The sequence below is a fragment of the Pseudomonas endophytica genome (genome assembly GCF_001411475.1).
Classification (GTDB): Bacteria; Pseudomonadota; Gammaproteobacteria; order Pseudomonadales; family Pseudomonadaceae; genus Aquipseudomonas; species Aquipseudomonas endophytica.
Genome location: NZ_LLWH01000222.1, coordinates 1 through 19,340 on the forward strand (window position 1 = coordinate 1; position 19,340 = coordinate 19,340).

The following is a 19,340-nucleotide window of genomic DNA, read 5'->3' on the forward strand; positions in this document are numbered from 1 at the left end:
ACCCACAGTGAGCAGTTTCGTTATCGGCAGTTAGTACGTCAATACGCACAAGCCCTAGAGAATGTGGTGCGAGAAGACAAAAAAATAAAAGACGATTTTGAAGCTGAGGGGGTGCAATCTATTCGTACACAGCTATTGGAGTTGACTGGGAAAGACTTGGACCCGCACACCACTTACATCCATACTCGCTATTTACACGTCCCTGAAAAGGAATTTCAGTGGCCGAAGCGAGTAAGACGCTCGCTCGAAAGTATAGAGGAGGCTACTGGAACAGAAAATTTACCAGAACCGCAGGCTATCCTCGATAAGCGTACCCCGGTGGCACATGTACTCAGCATGAGTTTATGGCAGGCAGCCTGCATGAACTTTGGTTTTTTATCGTATTTCAAAAGTTTTAACAGCGATAGTTTAGTCAATGCCAGTTTCATCAATCATTCACCCGGAGCGAATTTCAGTTTTGCAGTGAATCCTGATGATATCGACACGGCCTCGATTATTCCTGCTAATACCTTTATCACTGTGGCGCGTCGCCTTAATCTCGGATCTCAACTTAAGACGCGTATTAATAAGGCGATGTCTAGCGAGGGTGAGCTTCATAAGTTTTTGCGAATTTGTACTAAAGCACATCTCCAGTTTTGCCTGCTGGAACTCTATCGAACGTCTGGTCTTGATCATGTAGCCAAGGGGGCAGTTAGGGAACTGAGTGACGCGCTGGATACTTCATCGAGTCAATTACGTATTCGACAAGTTGTCATGGTGATTAAATTTACACTTGCGGAGCTAGCGTCTGGGAAGGGGTATTACCCTGCGGGAGGTCTTACTTTTTCTACGACGCGCGCACCTGAAGATGAGACCGATGGTTACCATGTCAGCATTCCGCTCTTTCAAATCGAAAGACAAGGTACGGCGAGTGTCTTTAGTTTTTTTCCGGGCCGCCCTAACGGTGAGTTACGCCAGCATGCCAACGACAAGGCATTGATTGCAGACTTCCGCAGGCAGTTACTTCGCGCTCGGGCTGACAATGAAATGGAGTGGTTTAACGCTCATTTGACACACACGCTTTATGAAAAATTAACCGAGGTTGCTCCTCAACCTGTAGATCCTAGCGGTTTTAACGTTCTCTCAAGGCGCGCACGCATTCGCCGAAACTGGATAAATTTCGAGGGGCTGGGCTTTAAGCTATTGAGCCCAACGTATTCATTGGAAGGGGCGGTCTTTAAATTTCAATCCGATCTTTATGACTTCCGCCTTAGTCAGTTAGCGACAGAAAGATCTGTACAGGACTGGACGGACGTGGTCTCGGCGGTTAGCACGCTGTTAGATGAGGTCGCCGGTATCATATTGACGCCTGTTCCTGGTGGCACTCAGGGTTTAACAAAGGTGATTCAACTGCTGTTTACCGGGGTGACGGCCAGAAACATCTATAACGCACTTGAGCAGGCCAGTCAGAATGACAACAGTGGCTTGGCCTCCACACTGATAGATACAGTAGACATATTGTTGACGTCGGTACTGATGGGCAGTGCGGGTCGGTTGGCTCAACGTCGCCATGCAAAGCTCTTTCAGCGCCTAGGGCAACCGAGAACCTATACGCGCAGTGATGGACGAACAGACTTGTGGGTAAGTGATCCAGCGCACTTTTCGTTAGCACCTGCGTCCGTCACAGACGCTATGAAGCTTGATGAGCAGGGTATTTATAGCCATGCAGGGCGCGACTATGCATTTTTAGAAAAAGACGGCCAGAAGTTTGTAGTCCAAGTAGAACGTAATCTGGATGGCACATGGCGAGCCATCGTAAAAGCCGACTTGAACGCTTTCAAACCGCCGGTGGTATGGAGTGCTCCTCATAAACGTTGGCAATTGGACTTGGACGACAGCCCAACACTGACCGATGTTCAGCTATTGCGTCGCATGGTCCGTGGTATGACAGCAGAAGCGGCTCACACAGCGCTGACAATCAGCGCAGTTAGCAGGGCAGATTTACAACGAATCTGGCAAGGCGAACGCGCCCCAGCTTCACTGACCGATGCCATCACCCGTTTCCAAGCGGATACCCAACTGCAACGCTGTGCTGATGAACTGAGTCGTTACCCGCAGACACTTTCTTTGACCGAGCGCCCATTGCTGGCGTTGTTAACTCAACTCCAGTATTGGCCAAAAGACATCCTATTATTTGTGCTGAATCATGACGGCAAGCTCATTGAAGTGCATGGTCAATTTTCAGCCTCCGATGTCGTCTATAAGTCGTTGACTGTAAGGCGTCTGGATGACGGCGAGCTTACTTTAAACAATTCAACGTTTACTAAAGCGTTCAGTGATGACCTGCTCAGTGGTCTTATCAAACAACTGAGTCTGCAGACCGATACACGGCAACTGACCCAGTTATTAGCTTCACAGCTCGAGATACACAAAGAGTCTCTGTTTACCGCGTTGACGCTCCATAAAGACCAGCTACCGACAGGCGGGATGACCAGCAGTTTGGCGTTGAATTGGCTTCCTTTAGAAGGCCCTAAAAGCACGCAGGTGTCTCCAGTTATTATTAAGTTGCAATCGTTACATGTAGGTTTGTCGCTGGCGCGCTGCCACGAATTGCTGGGCTTGCATCCGACGCTTGCGAATTACCGTACGCAACTAGATGAAACACTGTATCGGCGCACTCAGCGGGGTTCATATGCGTTGCCCGAACCTTTACATCGCGCAATCACAGGGGCTGTTTTTTCGGCGCGGCTAGAGCGAATGCTGGATGGGATGTATCACCCTCGTGCGTTCAATCCTGATGTCGATCAGTGGTCGAAAGATCTGTGCACCCGAATCATCAAACACCTGCTAAACATTGAATTGGTGATTATCGCCACTTCAAACATTGACCCGCCAGCGGCGGAGTACATGTACAGCGACAGAAAATTGATCATCAGTGACCTCGGCTCAGGCGCCTATGCCGCTTATGACAGAAAAAAGCATGCCTTCATACCCGCCGCCATCGGGCCTGACAGTTTTTATCACGCCCTGATTGCAGCGCTCTCATCTCTCTCACGAACCCAGTCTCGACCAAGTCCTAATCTGTTGACGGTGGCGGGTTGGCGCAAAGTGCTCGTTGACGACTTGAGTGCGTTTCGCGGGCCTGACGGATTCATTAACAAAAATGATCCGCAAGTCGACACTTATTCACTGCCTGATGTGAGGTGGCAGCCTGATATAAAACCTAACGCCCAAGGCATTTACACCCTCGATGATGTGCCCTGTATTGTCTTGGATGGTAAACGCTACGAAGTTCAATCAGCGACTGACGGGTTCACCAACCGCATCATGGATAATAATCGGTTTGCTCGCGCGCCTATTGCGCTCTTGGGCAATGGTGAAGGTACATGGCGTCATGTATTTGAACGTCCTATGGAGTGGCAAGGGCAGTACCTGTTCCGACGCCTGGGCTACAGCGCTGAAGGTTTTGATAGCAACCAAATCAGCGCCATCCTCGACGTCAGTAACACCAGCGAAGAGATGCTCAGGCGCGTGCATGTTAATCAAGAGAAACTACCTCCCTTACTCAGTGATACCTTGCAGCGTTTCCCCCGCGACAATCATGTTGCAGTGGCTGAAAGTCAAACGCATCCCTCGTTCGAGCTGATTAAGCGAGTGTTTCCTGGACTGTCTGACAGCCTAGTTGTTGACCTTATTCACAGTGCTAATGAATTTGAAGTTACGCAAATGAGAGACGGGCGTGTCCCTCTGCGTTTATCACAGGAAGCACTTTGGTATTTGCACGAGGTGCGGATTAACCGTGCCATTGAAGGCCTCTATTTATCGGCCCGGCAAAACAACGACAGTGTGAAGTTGATGGTGCATTGGCTTTCCACACTATCAGGCTGGTCAGCAGCTTTGAAAGTTGAAGTACGTGAAGATCATGCGTCTGGGCGATTAATCTGCTCTTCGGGCGGGAACAGTGCCCGCGTGCAATTAACTGTTATAAAAACGGCACAAGGCTGGCAAATCTTCGCAGCCTCCGACCCGGCAGCAAAAGCCAGCGGTCAGGATTTTTTCATTGCGTTGTTGAACGCACCACCCGATCGCGAACGTCAAGCGTTGGGCCATGCCTACGCCGGTGGTGCAGATCTGCTGAAAGAGCAATTGATACTAAAGATCGTAGAAAACCGTGTCCGGGCTTATGAACTCATTGGGATGGGCGCGTAACAGCCTTGGTTTATCCCCCCAACACGATTGGCGGACGGGCGTATCGGCTACTCATGGAGTGGTCGAGGGTCAGGTACTGACCGGTACTTTGCCGATATTCCATCGCGCCAACGTTATGAAAGGATTTATCCCGCCAGTGCTGACGGTCAATCTGCGCGTGCGCTTGAACGTATGCGCGCTCTTAACCTTGATGTTGAACAAGAGCTGACTCGGCTTGAACATGAGGTCCAGGTGTTGCAGCAGCAACTTTCGACGTGGTTAACCCACCGACCCGACTTTGACACACACGATGTGTTGGCTCAGCAGCACAAGCAGGAAATGGCCAGTGAGTTGCGTAAAGCTTGGCGCAAAGAAACGCCTCCTCTCATCGACTCTGAGGGTAACGTAGTGGGCTACAGCTTGGCGTTGAACAACTGGCGCGTCCCGACATTACCGGTCCTCACGGCTGACTTCTCACATATCCGCCAACTACATATGACGGGGATGAGGGTGGGCGCCGGAATGGCGTTAGGCGTTGAGGCAAACTTTAATCAGTTCTTGCTCGGATTTCGCTCATTGACATCATTGAAAGTCGAGTTTTGCGGGTTGGCGAGCCTTCCTAGTGCCATAGGGCAAATGGCAGGTTTGCTTGAGCTTTCAATGGCGTACAACTTCTTAAGTTTAGTCCAGAGCGATCAGCAACGATTGGGCGGGTTGGTTCAGTTGCAACGTTTGAGTCTGGTTGGTTGTACGTTGCACGGAAGATTTGATGTGAGAGCGCTGACTCAGTTGCGAGAGTTGAATCTGTCTAACACAGAAGCCGTGATTTGGCCTCAGGGTGTCATGCAGTTACCGCATCTGGTCCGTTTAGATTTAAGCCGCAATCACATCATCACCGTACCCGCAGAGGTGCTGAGTGGGTCTGAGACAATCAATCGAGGCACCGCTCTGCAGGAAAACGACTTGACACCTGCGACCCTTAATCAATTGCGAGACTATCAGGGGCGTACCGGTATCAACTTTGGGTTGCATCATGATGCCAACCACCCGCCGCGATTAGATTTTGATGACTTGGTATGGCTCCACGGCCTTGCTGCTGATGAGCGCCTAATCAGGTATCAGGCATGTCAATTACTTCGCGAAGACCCGCGTGCCTTAAGCTTTTTCAAATTGATTGATGACCTAAAAACCACCGCCGATTATGAGCTGATCAAAGACGATTTAGTGGTTCGGGTACAGAGCGTGCTGCAAGAGGCCGCTGCTAATGAGCAGGTGCGCAATGCGTTATTTAGCCTAGCCTCGATACCCAGAAAGTGCTGTGACGCGGTATCGCTGTTGTTCAGTCAGTTGGAGGTTCAGGTCTTGGTAGCCAAAGCGTTGGCTGAGGGCGACCCCAACCGTGCCGAGCGCAGTCTGGCGCGAATCGTTCGAGGTGAATTTCGTTTAGAGGTGTTGGATAGCTTTGCCTACGAGGAGTGCCGCAAGCGAAGTGGCCCTTTTGACGAACTTGAAATTGGCTTCACTTACCGATTGAAACTTAAAGCGGTATTAGATCTGCCTGCTCAACCCAAACACATGAAGTTTGTCAGCCTAGGATTTGTTGAACAGGCTGTCATTGATCAAGCAGGCGTTAAGATCCTGGCAATGGATAACGGTGAGGCCATGCTTGATTACATGACTAACGACCCAATGTGGGACCGTTTTTTGAGAAATCGCTACGCTGATCAATTTGAGGCTGTGTATAACGCGAGTCATAGGGTGGTGCGTGGTAGGGATATTTATGACGCTGAGCGTTATGCGCGTGAGCTTCAAGCATTAGTGAACAGGCTTACCCTCGACGCACTGGCTAAATTGAACAGCAATTAATTTGATGCAGGCATCCGTGTCAGTATCAGCGCTGCTAGGTTGCGGCTCATCCTATCCCAGCCTATGGTCGTAGAAGGTTTGCGGTGGCGGGCATGACAGGATGTGTCGCCAGTCGCTGTCCATCCAGTGCAAAACACGGGAAGTGACTCTATGCCTAACAATCCTCAACCTGCTGTTCTGGAATTGATCGGGAATACGCCGCTGGTGCGCGTCAGCCGCTTCGATACGGGCCCTTGTACGTTGTTCCTCAAGCTTGAATCGCAAAACCCCGGAGGTTCGATCAAGGACCGGGTAGGGCTGGCAATGATCGACGCTGCCGAGCGTGACGGGCGTTTACGCCCTGGTGGCACCATCGTTGAAGCGACGGCCGGTAATACCGGGTTGGGGCTGGCGCTGGTTGGGCGTGCCAAAGGCTATCGCGTGGTGTTGGTAGTACCGGACAAGATGTCTACCGAGAAGGTGTTGCACCTCAAGGCCATGGGCGCCGAAGTGCATATGACCCGCTCGGATGTCGGTAAGGGTCACCCTGAGTATTACCAAGACGTGGCCGCACGGTTGGCGGCGGATATCCCCGATGCTTTTTTCGCCGATCAATTCAACAATCCGGCTAACCCGTTGGCCCACGAGTGCAGTACCGCGCCGGAGATCTGGTCACAAACTCAGCACGATCTGGACGCGATTGTGGTCGGTGTCGGCTCTGCCGGCACGTTGACTGGGTTAACTCGCTTCTTTAAACGAGTGCAGCCTGATTTGGAAATGGTACTGGCCGATCCGCTGGGTTCAGTGATGGCGCAGTACAGCCGCAACGGGGTCATTGGTCAAGCGGGTTCGTGGGCGGTAGAAGGCATTGGTGAAGACTTCATCCCCTCGATTGCCGACCTGTCCAGCGTGCGCAAGGCTTATTCGATCAGTGATGAAGAAAGCTTCGACCATGCCCGGCAGTTGCTCCGTGCTGAAGGAATTTTGGGCGGCTCCTCGACCGGCACCTTATTCGCGGCAGCATTGCGCTATTGCCGTGAGCAAACCGAGCCTAAACGCGTGGTCAGCTTTGTCTGCGACACCGGCACCCGTTATTTGTCGAAGGTTTACAACGACCAATGGATGAAGGACCAAGGGTTGCTGCAATTCAAGCATTACGGTGATCTGCGCGACTTAATTGCCCGGCGTTTTGAAGACGGCCGAGTCATCAGCGCCAGTCCGAACGAGACCTTGCTGACTGCCTTCCAACGCATGCGTTTGGCCGATGTATCGCAACTGCCGGTGTTAGTGGACGGCAAGCAACTGGTGGGGGTGATTGATGAGTCCGATATTCTGCTGGGCCTGCATGAAGACGCTTCGCACTTCAGCCAAACGGTCGCCAGCGCCATGACCGATACGCTGCACACCCTGGCACCGCAGGCCAGTCTGGCTGAGCTTCAGGCTGAGCTGGACCGCGGATTGGTGGCCATTATTGCTGACGCCTCAGGCTTTCATGGTCTGATCACTCGCGTCGACCTGCTCAATCACTTACGGAGATCCCTTGCATGAGTCAGCACGAAGAAACGGGCAAACCTCAGGCTTTCGCCACCCGCGTGATTCACGCAGGGCAGGTGCCAGACCCTTCTACCGGGGCCTTGATGCCGCCGATTTATGCCAACTCCACCTATTTGCAGGAAAGCCCCGGCGTGCACAAAGGCCTGGACTACGGGCGCTCGCACAACCCGACGCGGTTTGCTCTGGAGCGTTGCGTTGCGGATCTTGAAGGCGGCAGTGATGCCTTTGCTTTTGCTTCTGGCCTTGCGGCCATTTCGACGGTGCTGGAGTTATTGGATGCCGGTTCGCACATCGTCTCGGGCAACGATTTGTACGGCGGTACGTTCCGCCTGTTCGACAAAGTCCGCCAGCGCAGCGCCGGGCACAGCTTCAGCTTCGTCGACCTGACAGACCTCAGCGCTTTTGAAGCGTCGTTGCAGGACAACACGCGGATGGTCTGGGTCGAAACCCCTAGCAACCCGCTGCTCAGCCTGACTGACCTAGCGGCCGTGGCGAGCATCTGCCGGGCGCGCGGGATCATCTGTGTAGCCGACAATACGTTCGCCAGCCCTTGGGTGCAGCGCCCGCTGGAACTGGGTTTTGACGTGGTGGTGCATTCGACCACCAAGTATTTGAACGGGCACTCTGATGTGATCGGCGGCATCGCTATCGTCGGGCAGAACCTTGAGCTGGCTGAGCGTCTGCGCTTTTTGCAAAACGCGGTCGGCGCAATTGCCGGGCCATTTGATGCATTCCTCACCCTGCGCGGCGTAAAAACCTTGGCCCTGCGTATGGAGCGTCATTGCAGCAATGCCTTGGAGCTGGCGCAATGGCTGGAGCGTCAGCCGCAGGTAGCGCGTGTGCACTACCCAGGGCTGGCATCGAACCCGCAGCATGACTTGGCGCGTCGGCAGATGCGCGGCTTTGGCGGGATGATTTCTATCGACTTGAACACCGATTTGGCTGGCGCGCGACGCTTTCTTGAAGGCGTAGATATTTTTGCGCTGGCTGAAAGCTTGGGCGGCGTAGAAAGCTTGATTGAACACCCTGCAATCATGACCCACGTCACCATTCCGGTAGCTACCCGTGCGCAACTGGGCATCGGTGATGGGCTGGTGCGGTTGTCAGTGGGCGTTGAGGATGTTGAAGATTTGCGCGCTGATTTGGCGCAGGCACTGGCGCGGATTTAAGCCCTAGATAGTTGGGGCATATTTCGGCAGCTCTACGGGGCCGTAGAGCTGCCGCAAGCTGCGAGCTTAAACGCTGACGTGCAGGCGCACGTCGACGTTGCCACGGGTCGCGTTGGAGTAAGGGCACACTTGGTGAGCGGCCTCTACCAGTGCCTGGGCATCGGCTTGCTCAAGACCTGGCAAGCTAATGTGCAGGTCGATGTCGAGGCCGAAACCGCCAGTGATCTGGCCAATGCCTACGTGAGCGGTGATCGAGGCGTCGGCAGGAATGCTGCGCTTGCTCTGGCCAGCCACAAACTTCAAAGCACCGATAAAGCAAGCCGAATAACCCGCAGCGAACAGTTGCTCAGGGTTAGTCGCTTCACCGCCTGCACCACCTAGTTCCTTGGGGGTGCTCAGCTTAACGTCGAGAATCTTGTCACTGGAAACAGCGCGGCCATCACGGCCACCGGTAGCGGTTGCAACTGCGGTATAGAGAACGTTCATGGCGGACTTTCCTTACGAGAGCGATGAGGAGTGAAATCTATCTTTAGCGCTAATTGTTTGCGTGCTAACTTGTTGGGCGTAAACTTACCGCTATAAATATTTGCGCGCAAGCTATTTTTTGCGGCGCAGTTCACGCACTTGTAGGAACGAGCTTGCTCGCGATCTGTTAAAGATCAAAAAATCGCGAGACTGCTCTGTGCTGTCAGAGGCTGGCGTTTAGATTACGGCGTAGCACAAGCAGGTTTTTCTGAATATCTTGCAATTGCTCAAGACTCAGCCCGCTGGCCGCCAGAATGCACTGGGGGATAGATATGGCTTTTTCATGCAGCGCTTTGCCCTGTTGAGTCAAGCGCAGGTGAACCACGCGCTGATCTTCTTGGCTGCGAATACGGCTGAGCATGCCCTCGGCTTCTAAGCGCTTGAGCAGGGGTGTCAGAGAGCCTGGATCCGTCAGCAATCGTGCGCTGACTTCTCCTACCGTCAGGCCATCTTCTTCCCATAGCACCAACATGGCCAAATATTGCGGATAGGTCAGGTTCAGCGCCTGAAGCATTGGCTTGTAGACCTTGGTCATCATCAATGAAGTGGAGTGCAGTGCAAAGCACAGCTGGTTTTGCAGCAGCATGAAATCACAGCTGCCAGCATCTGCCGGGGCGGGGTGGTCGTCGACAGTCATTAAATAAACCCTAGCGTAAAAAGAGCGAACAATTTAGCGTCAATACCTTTAGCGCACAATATAGTTATGCCCAACGGCCACGACTCCAATGGTCGCTGGGTAGTCCTAAACGTCAGACGTTTTGAGGCTGCTTGTCCGCTAGCTGCGCCAAGCGTTCCAGCATCCCTGCACTTGCCGCAGGCCCCGCTTTAACGGTGCACCGTTCAATCGGAACAACCCTGTTCTCGAGGGCGTCCATCATTAGCACTTGAACCGGATGATGGGTCTGTTTATCAATGATTTGCAGGCTTTCGCCTTCCGGCGTGTAGTGGCGATTACCCCAGGCGATAAACGCCATGATCACAATTCTGAAATCCTCGCCTACAGCTGTCGGAACATATTCATACCGAGGCGGGCGCTCGCTGTAGCGTCTGCGGTCCAACAGTCCTTCTTCAACCAACGTGTTTAGCCTGCGCGTGAGCATGTTAGGGGCGATCCCCAAGCTTTGCGAAAACTCATCAAAGCGCCTCAATCCTTGCAGGGCATCGCGCATGATCAAGATGCTCCACCATTCTCCGACCCGTTCGAGTCCTCGAGCGATTGGGCATTCGGCGCTTGTAAGGGATGTGCGTTGCATGACGGTTCCTAAGGTTCTAAAAAATTTACTCACCAATGTTACTTTCATAATGATAGTTTCGTCTTTGAAGCACTACCAAGAAGAATGTATGGAGTGAGCCATCGTGATAAGACGCATCGTTGTAACGGGCATGGGCGCGGTAACCCCGCTGGGTTCTGGGGTAGAGCAGACCTGGCGGCGTTTGTTAGCGGGACAATCCGGAATCCGTCGGCTGCCTGAAACCTTGGTTGGCGATTTGGCGATCAGTATTGGCGGGCAGATTTTAGACTGCAACCAAGACCCTGAAGCCGGATTCGACCCTGACGCGTTAATTCCTGCCAAGGAGCAACGCAAGATGGATCGCTTCATCTTGTTTGCGCTTGCCGCTGCAAAAGAGGCGCTAGATCAGGCAGGTTGGGCGCCGGACACTGAGGAGCAGCAAGAACGTACGGCGACGATTATTGCGTCCGGAGTGGGCGGGTTTCCAGCCATTGCCGAGGCGGTCCGCACGGCAGACAGTAAAGGCCCGCGCCGTCTTTCACCGTTCACGATTCCGTCCTTTCTGTGCAACTTGGCGGCCGGGCATGTTTCGATTTTGCATCACCTGAAAGGTCCGCTGGGGGCACCGGTCACGGCCTGCGCTGCCGGTGTACAAGCCATTGGCGATGCTGCCCGAATGATTCGCGCCGGTGAAGTTGACGTGGCTGTCTGCGGCGGTGCCGAGGCGTGCATCCATCGAGTCAGTTTAGGCGGCTTTGCCGCGGCGCGAGCGCTGTCGCAACGCTACAACGATACCCCAGAGCGAGCGTCACGCCCGTTCGATCAAGACCGCGACGGATTTGTCATGGGCGAGGGGGCTGGATTATTGGTGATCGAAGAGCTGGAACATGCTTTAGCCCGAGGCGCCAAGCCTATCGCCGAGTTGGTTGGCTATGGCACTAGCGCCGATGCCTACCACATGACGGCTGGCCCTGAGGATGGTTCGGGGGCACGCAGAGCGATGGAGCAGGCGATCAAGCAGGCAGGTATTACGCCCGCTCAGATTCAGCACTTGAACGCCCATGCGACGTCGACGCCAGTAGGTGACAAAGGCGAGTTAGCCGCTATTAAGCGCTTGTTTGGTGACAACGCCACCGTCGCCATAAGCGCCACCAAATCCGCCACCGGGCATCTTTTGGGGGCTGCGGGTGGTATCGAAGCCATCTTCACCTTGCTCGCCCTACGTGATCAGATTGCCCCAGCAACGCTGAACCTTGAGGCTGCGGATCCAGCGGCAGCCGGGCTTAACCTGATTCGCGGCCAAGCGCAAAACCTGGCGATTGAGTACGCGATCTCAAATGGCTTTGGATTTGGCGGGGTTAATGCGAGCGTACTATTCAAGCGTTGGGAATAACCCAAAATTTAGCACTGAACTGATTTAGCCTCACTTATCGGTGGTCGATGAGTGAGGCAACTGCTCTGATTTCAGCTGTCGCAAAGCCAATATTAAACTTTTGAATCGCAAGCATATTCTGTAGCCTTAGCGCGCTCAATAGCTGGTCCGTGCCTGATAACACACATTCTCCCGGCGGGGCTCGACAGTCCAGAGCCGGTGGTACACTCGACTTTCGCGCATTAGCGCTTGCAGGTCTTGCGAACATGACGCAAATTTCTGAACGATTTCTGGTCCAAGCCCACCTCGATGCCAAGCAGCCTAAACCCCTGACTGCCGAGCAAGAGAAGACGCTGCGCGCAGCCATTGCTGCCGAGCTCAAAGCCCGTGACGCGGTACTGGTCGCGCATTTTTACTGTGACCCGGTGATCCAGGCTTTGGCCGAAGAAACTGGTGGTTGCGTGTCTGACTCCCTTGAAATGGCGCGTTTTGGCGCTGCCCACCCGGCCAAGACCATTTTGGTGGCGGGTGTGCGCTTTATGGGTGAGACGGCAAAAATCCTCACCCCTGAGAAGCGCGTGCTGATGCCGACGCTAGAAGCCACCTGTTCGCTGGACCTAGGCTGCCCGGTTGAAGAGTTCTCGGCGTTTTGCGATAAGCACCCCGAGCGCACCGTGGTGGTGTACGCCAATACCTCGGCAGCGGTCAAAGCGCGGGCAGACTGGGTGGTGACCTCCAGTTGCGCGCTGGAAATTATCGAAAGCCTGATGGACAACGGCGAGACGATTATCTGGGGCCCGGATAAACACTTGGGGCGTTACATCCAGCGCCAAACCGGGGCTGACATGCTGCTGTGGGACGGCGCTTGTATCGTTCACGAAGAGTTCAAGTCCAAGCAACTCGAAGACATGAAGGCGCTGTACCCGGACGCCGCGATTCTGGTGCACCCGGAGTCGCCGGAGTCGGTGATTGAACTGGCAGACGCGGTGGGTTCCACCAGCCAGCTGATTGCCGCTGCGCAAAAGCTGCCGAACAAAACCTTTATCGTCGCCACCGACCGCGGCATTTTTTATAAAATGCAGCAGTTGTGCCCCGACAAAGTCTTTATTGAAGCCCCAACAGCTGGTAACGGCGCGGCGTGCCGCAGCTGCGCGCATTGCCCGTGGATGGCCATGAACACCCTGGAGCGCACCCTTGAGTGCCTGCAAAAGGGCACAAACGAGATCTTTGTCGACCCGGCTCTGGTGCCCCACGCCGTTCGCCCGCTCAAGCGCATGCTGGATTTCACCCAGGCCGCGCGCTTGAAACTGGCGGGTAACGCCTAAAGGCCCAGCAGATCAAAAGATCGCGAGCAAGCTCGCTCCTACGGGTTTATGGCGTACACAAAACCTGTAGGAGCTGCCGAAGAATGAGGCTGCGATGGTTTGCGTAGCAACTTAGTTCATCATCTCTTTGATTGCCCGTTCTTGATCCATCAAATCACGCTGACGGGCATCAAGCCGTGACGACAGTTGGAAGTTGTTGGTGAGCTTTTTCGCAAAGGCGATTTGTTGGATAGCCTGGCTATAGTCGCCCATCAAGGCAAAGTACTCGGCGCGGGCTTGATGCAGGCCAATAATGTTGCCGGATAGCCCGCGAGTTTCGGCGACCTGATACCAGACGTCCGGGTCATCCGGGCGGCTTTTAAGCAGGGCGTCCAAGGCTTTTTCTGCGTCGGCGGGGCGGTTTTGCTTGAGCAGCAAGTCAACCCGAACTTGATTCAGTGGATAGTTGCCGGGGTACAGCGTGCGCATTCTGTCGACCCGCTGCTGAGCGTCGGCGAGACGATTACTGTCCATGTCCAGTTCAATTTGCGCCAGGTTGTAGGTGATGTCGTTGGGCGATTTGTCCAATAGCGGCTTCAGGGTGGTGCGGGCCTCGTTGAACTGGCTGCCCTTGATTTGTGCGATGGCCAAGCCATAACGCGCCACGACATTGTTTGGATTTTCATCGAGTTGCTGGCGGAAACGCTTGGCTGCCAAACCCGGCGTGCTTTCGTATTGCAGCTGCACACGGGCGCGAATGAGTTGATAGCGCAGGCTGTCTTCGGTGCCGCCTACTCTGGCTTGTTCGGCACGGTTACGCGTATCTGCGATACGCGATTCGGTCACCGGGTGAGTCAGCAAAAATTCGGGTGGCCTACCGTCAAAGCGGTATTGGCGCATTAAACGCTCAAACATGGTGGGCATGGAGCGTGGGTCATAGCCCGCTTTTTCGAGGTTAAGGATGCCAATACGGTCGGCCTCTTGCTCGTTTTGGCGTGAGAAACGTCGCTGCTCCTGAAACGCCGCAGCTTGTGTGCCTGCAATGGTGGCAATCCCGGCATCACCAGCGCCTGAAGCCGCCAGCACAATACCGGCCAGTAGCGCAGCCATCATCGGCAGCTGCATGCGTTGCTGTGCTTCAACCCCCCGGGCGAAGTGGCGCTGCGATAAGTGCGCGAGTTCGTGGGCCAGCACCGAAGCATATTCGCCTTCGGTTTGCGCATTAAGAAACAACCCGCCATTGACCCCGATAATCCCACCAGGTGCCGCAAAGGCGTTGAGCTGTGGGCTATTAATCAAAATGAATTCAAGGCGACGGTCTTGTACTTGGCTGGTTTCGACCAGCTTGTAAACGCTGGTTTCGACGTAATCTTTCAGTTGCGGGTCATTGAGCTGTGACACCTGACTGCGCAGCATGCTCAACCAGGCACGGCCCAATTGGTACTCTTGCTGCGGAGAAACGATGGCTGAGCTGGCGTCACCCAGAGACGGTAAATTGTCTGCAAAACTCGGTGATGCGAGCAGGCAAGCGAGCGTCAACAGGGTAGGGCGCAGAAAATTCATGCACAAAGCTCTAGTCGGTAAAGCGCTTACTGTAGCTGGACACTCGGCTCGCGACCAGTGGCGGTCAGCTTGGGGTATTCTAGCGTGCTGAAAAATGCCAACCCTAGAGCCCGAGGAAGTGAAAAATGACTGAAGTGTTGGCGCATGATAAGCAATTGGATGCCAGTGGCCTGAGTTGTCCATTGCCGTTGCTCAAGGCCAAGTTAGAGCTTAATCGTTTGGCTCAAGGCCAGACCTTGAAAGTGATAGCGACGGACGCCGGTTCGCAGCGTGACTTTCGAACCTTCGCACGATTAGCTGGGCATGAGCTACTGCGTGAAGAAGAAGAGGCTGGCACCTATCGTTACTGGTTACGTAAGGCTTAAGGCCCGGCTGCGCTTTGTCTAAAGGAATGTCGATGTTCAACGTGTTACGAAATTGGGTTCAGCGCTACTTCTCTGATGAGGAGGCGGTGGTCTTGGCGGTGCTCTTGGTCCTGGCCTTTACGGCAGTGTTGACCTTGGGCGGTATGCTCGCACCCGTTTTGGCTGGCATGGTGCTGGCGTATCTGATGCAGGGGCTGGTGTTGGCGCTTGAGCGACTGCGGGTGCCTAGGGCGGCGGCCGTCGGCTTGGTCTTTGCACTGTTTATGGGGCTGTTGCTGGTCTTTATAGTGGTGGTTGTGCCATTGCTGTGGCACCAGTTGATCACCTTGTTCAATGAGTTGCCGGGCATGCTTGCCAAATGGCAGTCGCTGCTTCTGCTGTTGCCAGAGCGCTACCCGCATCTAGTCTCTGATGAGCAGGTGCTGCAAGCCATTGAGGTGGCGCGTGGTGAGATCGGCAAGTTTGGGCAACTGGCGCTGACATTTTCGCTGTCCAGTTTGCCGTTGTTGGTCAATATCATGATCTATCTCGTGCTGGTGCCGATTCTGGTGTTCTTCTTCCTCAAAGATCGGGCCGTGATTGGCCGCTGGGTTCGCGGCTATCTGCCGCGTGAGCGCGCTTTGATTACCCGTGTGGCAGAGGAGATGAACCGTCAGATCGCCAACTACATCCGTGGCAAGGTCATCGAAATCATCATTTGTGGTGGCGTGACGTACATTGCTTTTGTCGCGATGGGCCTTAACTACGCGGCCTTATTGGCATTGTTAGTCGGTATTTCGGTGGTGGTGCCGTATGTGGGGGCGGTGGTGGTGACTGTGCCAGTACTGCTGATTGCGTTGTTTCAGTGGGGGTGGAGCGATCAGTTCATCTACCTGATGGCGGTTTACGGAATCATCCAGACTCTGGACGGCAACGTGTTGGTGCCGCTGTTGTTCTCTGAAGCGGTGAGCTTGCACCCGGTCGCAATCATTTGTGCGGTCTTGTTGTTTGGCGGGTTGTGGGGCTTTTGGGGGGTGTTTTTTGCGATACCGTTGGCGACCCTGTTTAAAGCGGTATTGGATGCCTGGCCGCGGGAGCAACAAGTGGTCGCGCCGTTGCTTTAAATCGTTTTTGTAGCCGATATGAAAAAGCCCCTGTTCTTGCGAGCAGGGGCTTTTTCGTTACGCCATCAGCTTACGCTTGAATGACCGGGATGTTGGCATTGGCTGCCGACTCACGGAATTCTGCGATCTGATCAAAGCTCAGGTAACGGTACACGTCCGCTGCCATGGTGTTGATCTCTGCCGCGTAGGCCAGGTATTCCTCAACGGAAGGCAGGCGACCCAGAATCGAAGCAACCGACGCCAACTCAGCCGAAGCCAGGTAAACGTTCGCGCCGTCACCTAGACGGTTCGGGAAGTTACGCGTCGAGGTCGAGACCACGGTGGAGTTCGGCTCAACGCGTGCTTGGTTACCCATGCACAACGAGCAGCCTGGCATTTCCATGCGTGCACCCGCTTTGCCGTAGATGCCGTAGTAGCCCTCTTCGGTCAGTTGATGAGCGTCCATTTTGGTCGGAGGCGACAGCCATAGACGAGTTGGCAGCTGACCTTTGACCTTGTCTAGCAACTTGCCCGCTGCGCGGAAGTGGCCGATGTTGGTCATGCACGAACCGATGAACACTTCGTCGATTTTCTCGCCAGTCACGCTGGACAGCAGACGAGCGTCATCCGGATCGTTTGGCGCGCAGAGCACAGGCTCTTTGATGTCTGCCAGATCAATTTCGATGATGTGCGCGTATTCGGCGTCAGCATCAGCTTCCATCAGTTCTGGGTTAGCAACCCAAGCTTCCATCGCTTGAGCACGACGCTCAAGCGTGCGTACGTCGCCGTAACCTTCAGCAATCATCCAGCGCAGCAGGGTGATGTTGGAGTTCAGGTATTCGGTGATCGACTCTTTGGACAGCTTGATGGTGCAGCCAGCAGCCGAACGTTCTGCCGAGGCGTCGGACAGTTCGAACGCTTGCTCGATGCTCAGGTTGTCCAAACCTTCGATTTCGAGGATGCGACCTGAGAACTCGTTGATTTTGCCTTTCTTCTCAACGGTCAGCAGACCTTTTTGGATCGCCACGTAAGGAATGGCGTGTACCAAGTCACGCAGGGTGATGCCAGGTTGCATTTCGCCTTTGAAGCGAACCAGCACCGATTCCGGCATGTCCAGTGGCATTACGCCAGTGGCTGCTGCGAACGCAACCAAACCCGAGCCTGCAGGGAACGAGATGCCCATTGGGAAACGAGTGTGGGAGTCACCACCGGTGCCGACGGTGTCAGGCAGCAGCATGCGGTTCAGCCAGCTGTGAATGATGCCGTCGCCCGGACGCAGGGAAACGCCGCCGCGGGTCATGATGAAGTCTGGCAGGGTGTGGTGCGTGGTCACGTCGATCGGCTTTGGATAGGCCGCGGTGTGGCAGAACGACTGCATCACCAGGTCAGCCGAGAAGCCCAGGCACGCCAGGTCTTTCAGTTCGTCACGGGTCATTGGACCGGTGGTGTCCTGAGAACCGACGGTGGTCATTTTAGGCTCGCAGTAAGTGCCAGGACGAACGCCCGTCACGCCGCATGCTTTACCGACCATCTTCTGCGCCAAGGTGTAGCCCTTGGTGCTTTCAACAGGTGCCTCAGGTTTTTTGAACAAATCGGTCGGGCCCAGACCCAGCTCAGCGCGAGCCTTCTCGGTCAAGCCACGACCGATGATCAGAGGGATACGGCCGCCAGCGCGCACTTCGTCCAACAGCACGGGTGTTTTCAATGCGAAGGTGGTGATGACTTCGTCAGTACCGTGCTTGCACACTTTGCCAGCGTGCGGGTACAGGTCAATCACGTCGCCCATGTTGATGTTGCTAACGTCGAATTCGATTGGCAGTGCGCCAGCATCTTCCATGGTGTTGTAGAAGATTGGAGCGATTTTGCTGCCGAAGCAGAAACCACCGGCACGCTTGTTCGGCACGTACGGAACGTCGTCGCCGAAGAACCACAGTACCGAGTTGGTTGCCGACTTACGCGACGAGCCAGTACCCACTACGTCACCGACGTAGGCGATTGGGAAGCCTTCGCCACGCATTTCTTCGATTTGCTTCATCGGGCCGATGGAGCCTTGAACGTCCGGCACGATGCCGTCACGCGCCATTTTCAGCATGGCCAAGGCGTGCAGCGGGATGTCCGGGCGCGACCACGCGTCTGGTGCAGGCGAAAGGTCGTCGGTGTTGGTTTCGCCAGTGACTTTGAATACGCGCAGGCTGATTTTATCAGCCAGTGTTGGGCGGTTCTTGAACCACTCGCCGTCAGCCCAAGACTCAAGCACGGCTTTAGCGTGGGCATTGCCGTTTTTGGCTTTTTCAGAAACGTCGTGGAAAGCGTCAAACATCAGCAGGGTGTGCTTGAGTTGCTCGGCGGCAACCGGTGCCAGCTCTGCGTCGTCCAGCAGGTCGACCAGCGTCACGATGTTATAGCCGCCTTGCATGGTGCCAAGCAGTTCAACAGCGCGTTTTTTGCTGATCAGAGGGGAGGTTGCATCACCTTTCGCAATAGCGGCCAAGAAGCCAGCTTTTACGTAAGCAGCTTCGTCAACCCCTGGTGGAATACGGTTGGTGATCAGGTCAACGAGGAATTCTTCTTCACCGGCAGGCGGGTTTTTCAGCAGCTCAACCAGGCCTGCGGTTTGTTCGGCGTTTAGCGGCTGGGGAACGATACCCAGGGCTGCGCGCTCTTCGATATGTTTGCGGTAGGCTTCAAGCACAGTTATTACCCTCATCATTGGTCCCAAATGGGTGTCCGGGACGCTCATCCAGGAATGCCAGGTACTCATGCGCTGCAGGGCTTTTTGGGCCGCTTAGCCAGAGTTACAAGGATTCCCAACAGAAGCTGTTTTCAAAGTTTTACGCCATCCGAACGGGGGAGGATGATGAATGTTGATGTGGGTATTTGCAGTGCAAACACCCGGCATCAACACCGTTCTTCAGGATCAACTGTGCTCGTGACGCTTTGAAAACAGCTTCCAACGGACATTGGCGCCTTAAAAGGCAGGCTGATTCTACGGTAAAAACTTGTTAAAGGTAAGTTAGACCCTGAAGGTTGAGGGGTGATCTGCGTTAGACAAAGGGCTAACATGGCCATCTGTTTCACTCTGCAGTGCTCTAGCCCGCCATGCCCAATCAAATTATCAAGACGCCTTGTATCGGTCTTTGCTCAACGGTTTACGGTGATCTC

The 19,340-nt window shown here is 54.5% G+C and carries 14 protein-coding genes; 9 read left to right on the forward strand and 5 right to left on the reverse strand.

What is annotated here, in order from left to right:
* Positions 1 to 66: 66 nt before the first annotated feature.
* From AQS70_RS23805 to AQS70_RS21230, 5 genes are all read left to right on the forward strand, one after another.
* Entirely contained in the window at positions 67 to 4,188 is a 4,122-nt protein-coding gene (locus AQS70_RS23805) for a DUF6543 domain-containing protein (RefSeq protein WP_206542153.1), read from the forward strand.
* Positions 4,163 to 4,396 (forward strand): hypothetical protein, encoded by a 234-nt coding sequence (locus tag AQS70_RS23700; RefSeq protein ID WP_156355253.1) that lies wholly within the window; start codon positions 4,163 to 4,165, stop codon positions 4,394 to 4,396. The genes AQS70_RS23805 and AQS70_RS23700 overlap by 26 nt, the downstream gene beginning before the upstream one ends.
* Positions 4,360 to 6,033: an NEL-type E3 ubiquitin ligase domain-containing protein gene (locus AQS70_RS21220; protein WP_055104704.1), complete on the forward strand. Its 1,674-nt coding sequence runs from the start codon at positions 4,360 to 4,362 to the stop codon at positions 6,031 to 6,033. The genes AQS70_RS23700 and AQS70_RS21220 overlap by 37 nt, the downstream gene beginning before the upstream one ends.
* A 150-nt stretch (positions 6,034 to 6,183) precedes the next feature.
* Entirely contained in the window at positions 6,184 to 7,560 is a 1,377-nt protein-coding gene (locus AQS70_RS21225) for a pyridoxal-phosphate dependent enzyme (RefSeq protein WP_055104705.1), read from the forward strand.
* Complete coding sequence (locus tag AQS70_RS21230; RefSeq protein WP_055104706.1) at positions 7,557 to 8,735, forward strand: trans-sulfuration enzyme family protein; 1,179 nt, start codon at positions 7,557 to 7,559, stop codon at positions 8,733 to 8,735. Before AQS70_RS21225 ends, AQS70_RS21230 begins: the two co-directional genes overlap by 4 nt.
* Positions 8,736 to 8,801: 66 nt before the next feature.
* Here the strand turns inward: AQS70_RS21230 and AQS70_RS21235 are convergent, their stop codons facing one another.
* From AQS70_RS21235 to AQS70_RS21245, 3 genes are all read right to left on the reverse strand, one after another.
* Complete coding sequence (locus AQS70_RS21235) at positions 8,802 to 9,221, reverse strand: organic hydroperoxide resistance protein (protein ID WP_055104707.1); 420 nt, start codon at positions 9,219 to 9,221, stop codon at positions 8,802 to 8,804.
* Positions 9,222 to 9,423: 202 nt separating this feature from the next.
* Positions 9,424 to 9,897, reverse strand: a complete 474-nt coding sequence (locus AQS70_RS21240; RefSeq protein ID WP_055104708.1) for a MarR family winged helix-turn-helix transcriptional regulator — start codon at positions 9,895 to 9,897, stop codon at positions 9,424 to 9,426.
* A 112-nt stretch (positions 9,898 to 10,009) separates the two neighbouring features.
* Positions 10,010 to 10,513 carry a winged helix-turn-helix transcriptional regulator gene (locus tag AQS70_RS21245; RefSeq protein ID WP_055104709.1) on the reverse strand — a complete coding sequence of 168 codons (504 nt, stop codon included), beginning with the start codon at positions 10,511 to 10,513 and terminating at the stop codon, positions 10,010 to 10,012.
* Positions 10,514 to 10,616: 103 nt separating this feature from the next.
* Here AQS70_RS21245 and fabF point away from each other — a divergent pair, with 103 nt between their 5' ends.
* Positions 10,617 to 11,885, forward strand: a complete 1,269-nt coding sequence (gene fabF / locus AQS70_RS21250; protein ID WP_055104710.1) for a beta-ketoacyl-ACP synthase II — start codon at positions 10,617 to 10,619, stop codon at positions 11,883 to 11,885.
* A 245-nt stretch (positions 11,886 to 12,130) separates the two neighbouring features.
* Complete coding sequence (gene nadA / locus AQS70_RS21255; protein WP_055104711.1) at positions 12,131 to 13,189, forward strand: quinolinate synthase NadA; 1,059 nt, start codon at positions 12,131 to 12,133, stop codon at positions 13,187 to 13,189.
* Positions 13,190 to 13,300: 111 nt separating this feature from the next.
* On the opposite strand, the gene AQS70_RS21260 is transcribed toward nadA, so the two are convergent.
* Positions 13,301 to 14,731: a M48 family metalloprotease gene (locus AQS70_RS21260; RefSeq protein WP_055104712.1), complete on the reverse strand. Its 1,431-nt coding sequence runs from the start codon at positions 14,729 to 14,731 to the stop codon at positions 13,301 to 13,303.
* Between the two features lie 125 nt (positions 14,732 to 14,856).
* Between AQS70_RS21260 and AQS70_RS21265 the strand changes: the two genes are divergently transcribed.
* Both AQS70_RS21265 and AQS70_RS21270 read left to right on the forward strand, forming a co-directional pair.
* Entirely contained in the window at positions 14,857 to 15,096 is a 240-nt protein-coding gene (locus tag AQS70_RS21265; RefSeq protein WP_055104713.1) for a sulfurtransferase TusA family protein, read from the forward strand.
* Positions 15,097 to 15,128: 32 nt separating this feature from the next.
* A complete protein-coding gene (locus AQS70_RS21270) occupies positions 15,129 to 16,199 on the forward strand; it encodes an AI-2E family transporter (protein WP_055104714.1) in 1,071 nt (356 codons plus the stop codon).
* A 70-nt stretch (positions 16,200 to 16,269) separates the two neighbouring features.
* Here the strand turns inward: AQS70_RS21270 and acnB are convergent, their stop codons facing one another.
* Positions 16,270 to 18,870, reverse strand: coding sequence for a bifunctional aconitate hydratase 2/2-methylisocitrate dehydratase (acnB, locus tag AQS70_RS21275; RefSeq protein ID WP_055104715.1), 2,601 nt, complete (start codon positions 18,868 to 18,870; stop codon positions 16,270 to 16,272).
* Positions 18,871 to 19,340 lie beyond the last annotated feature (470 nt).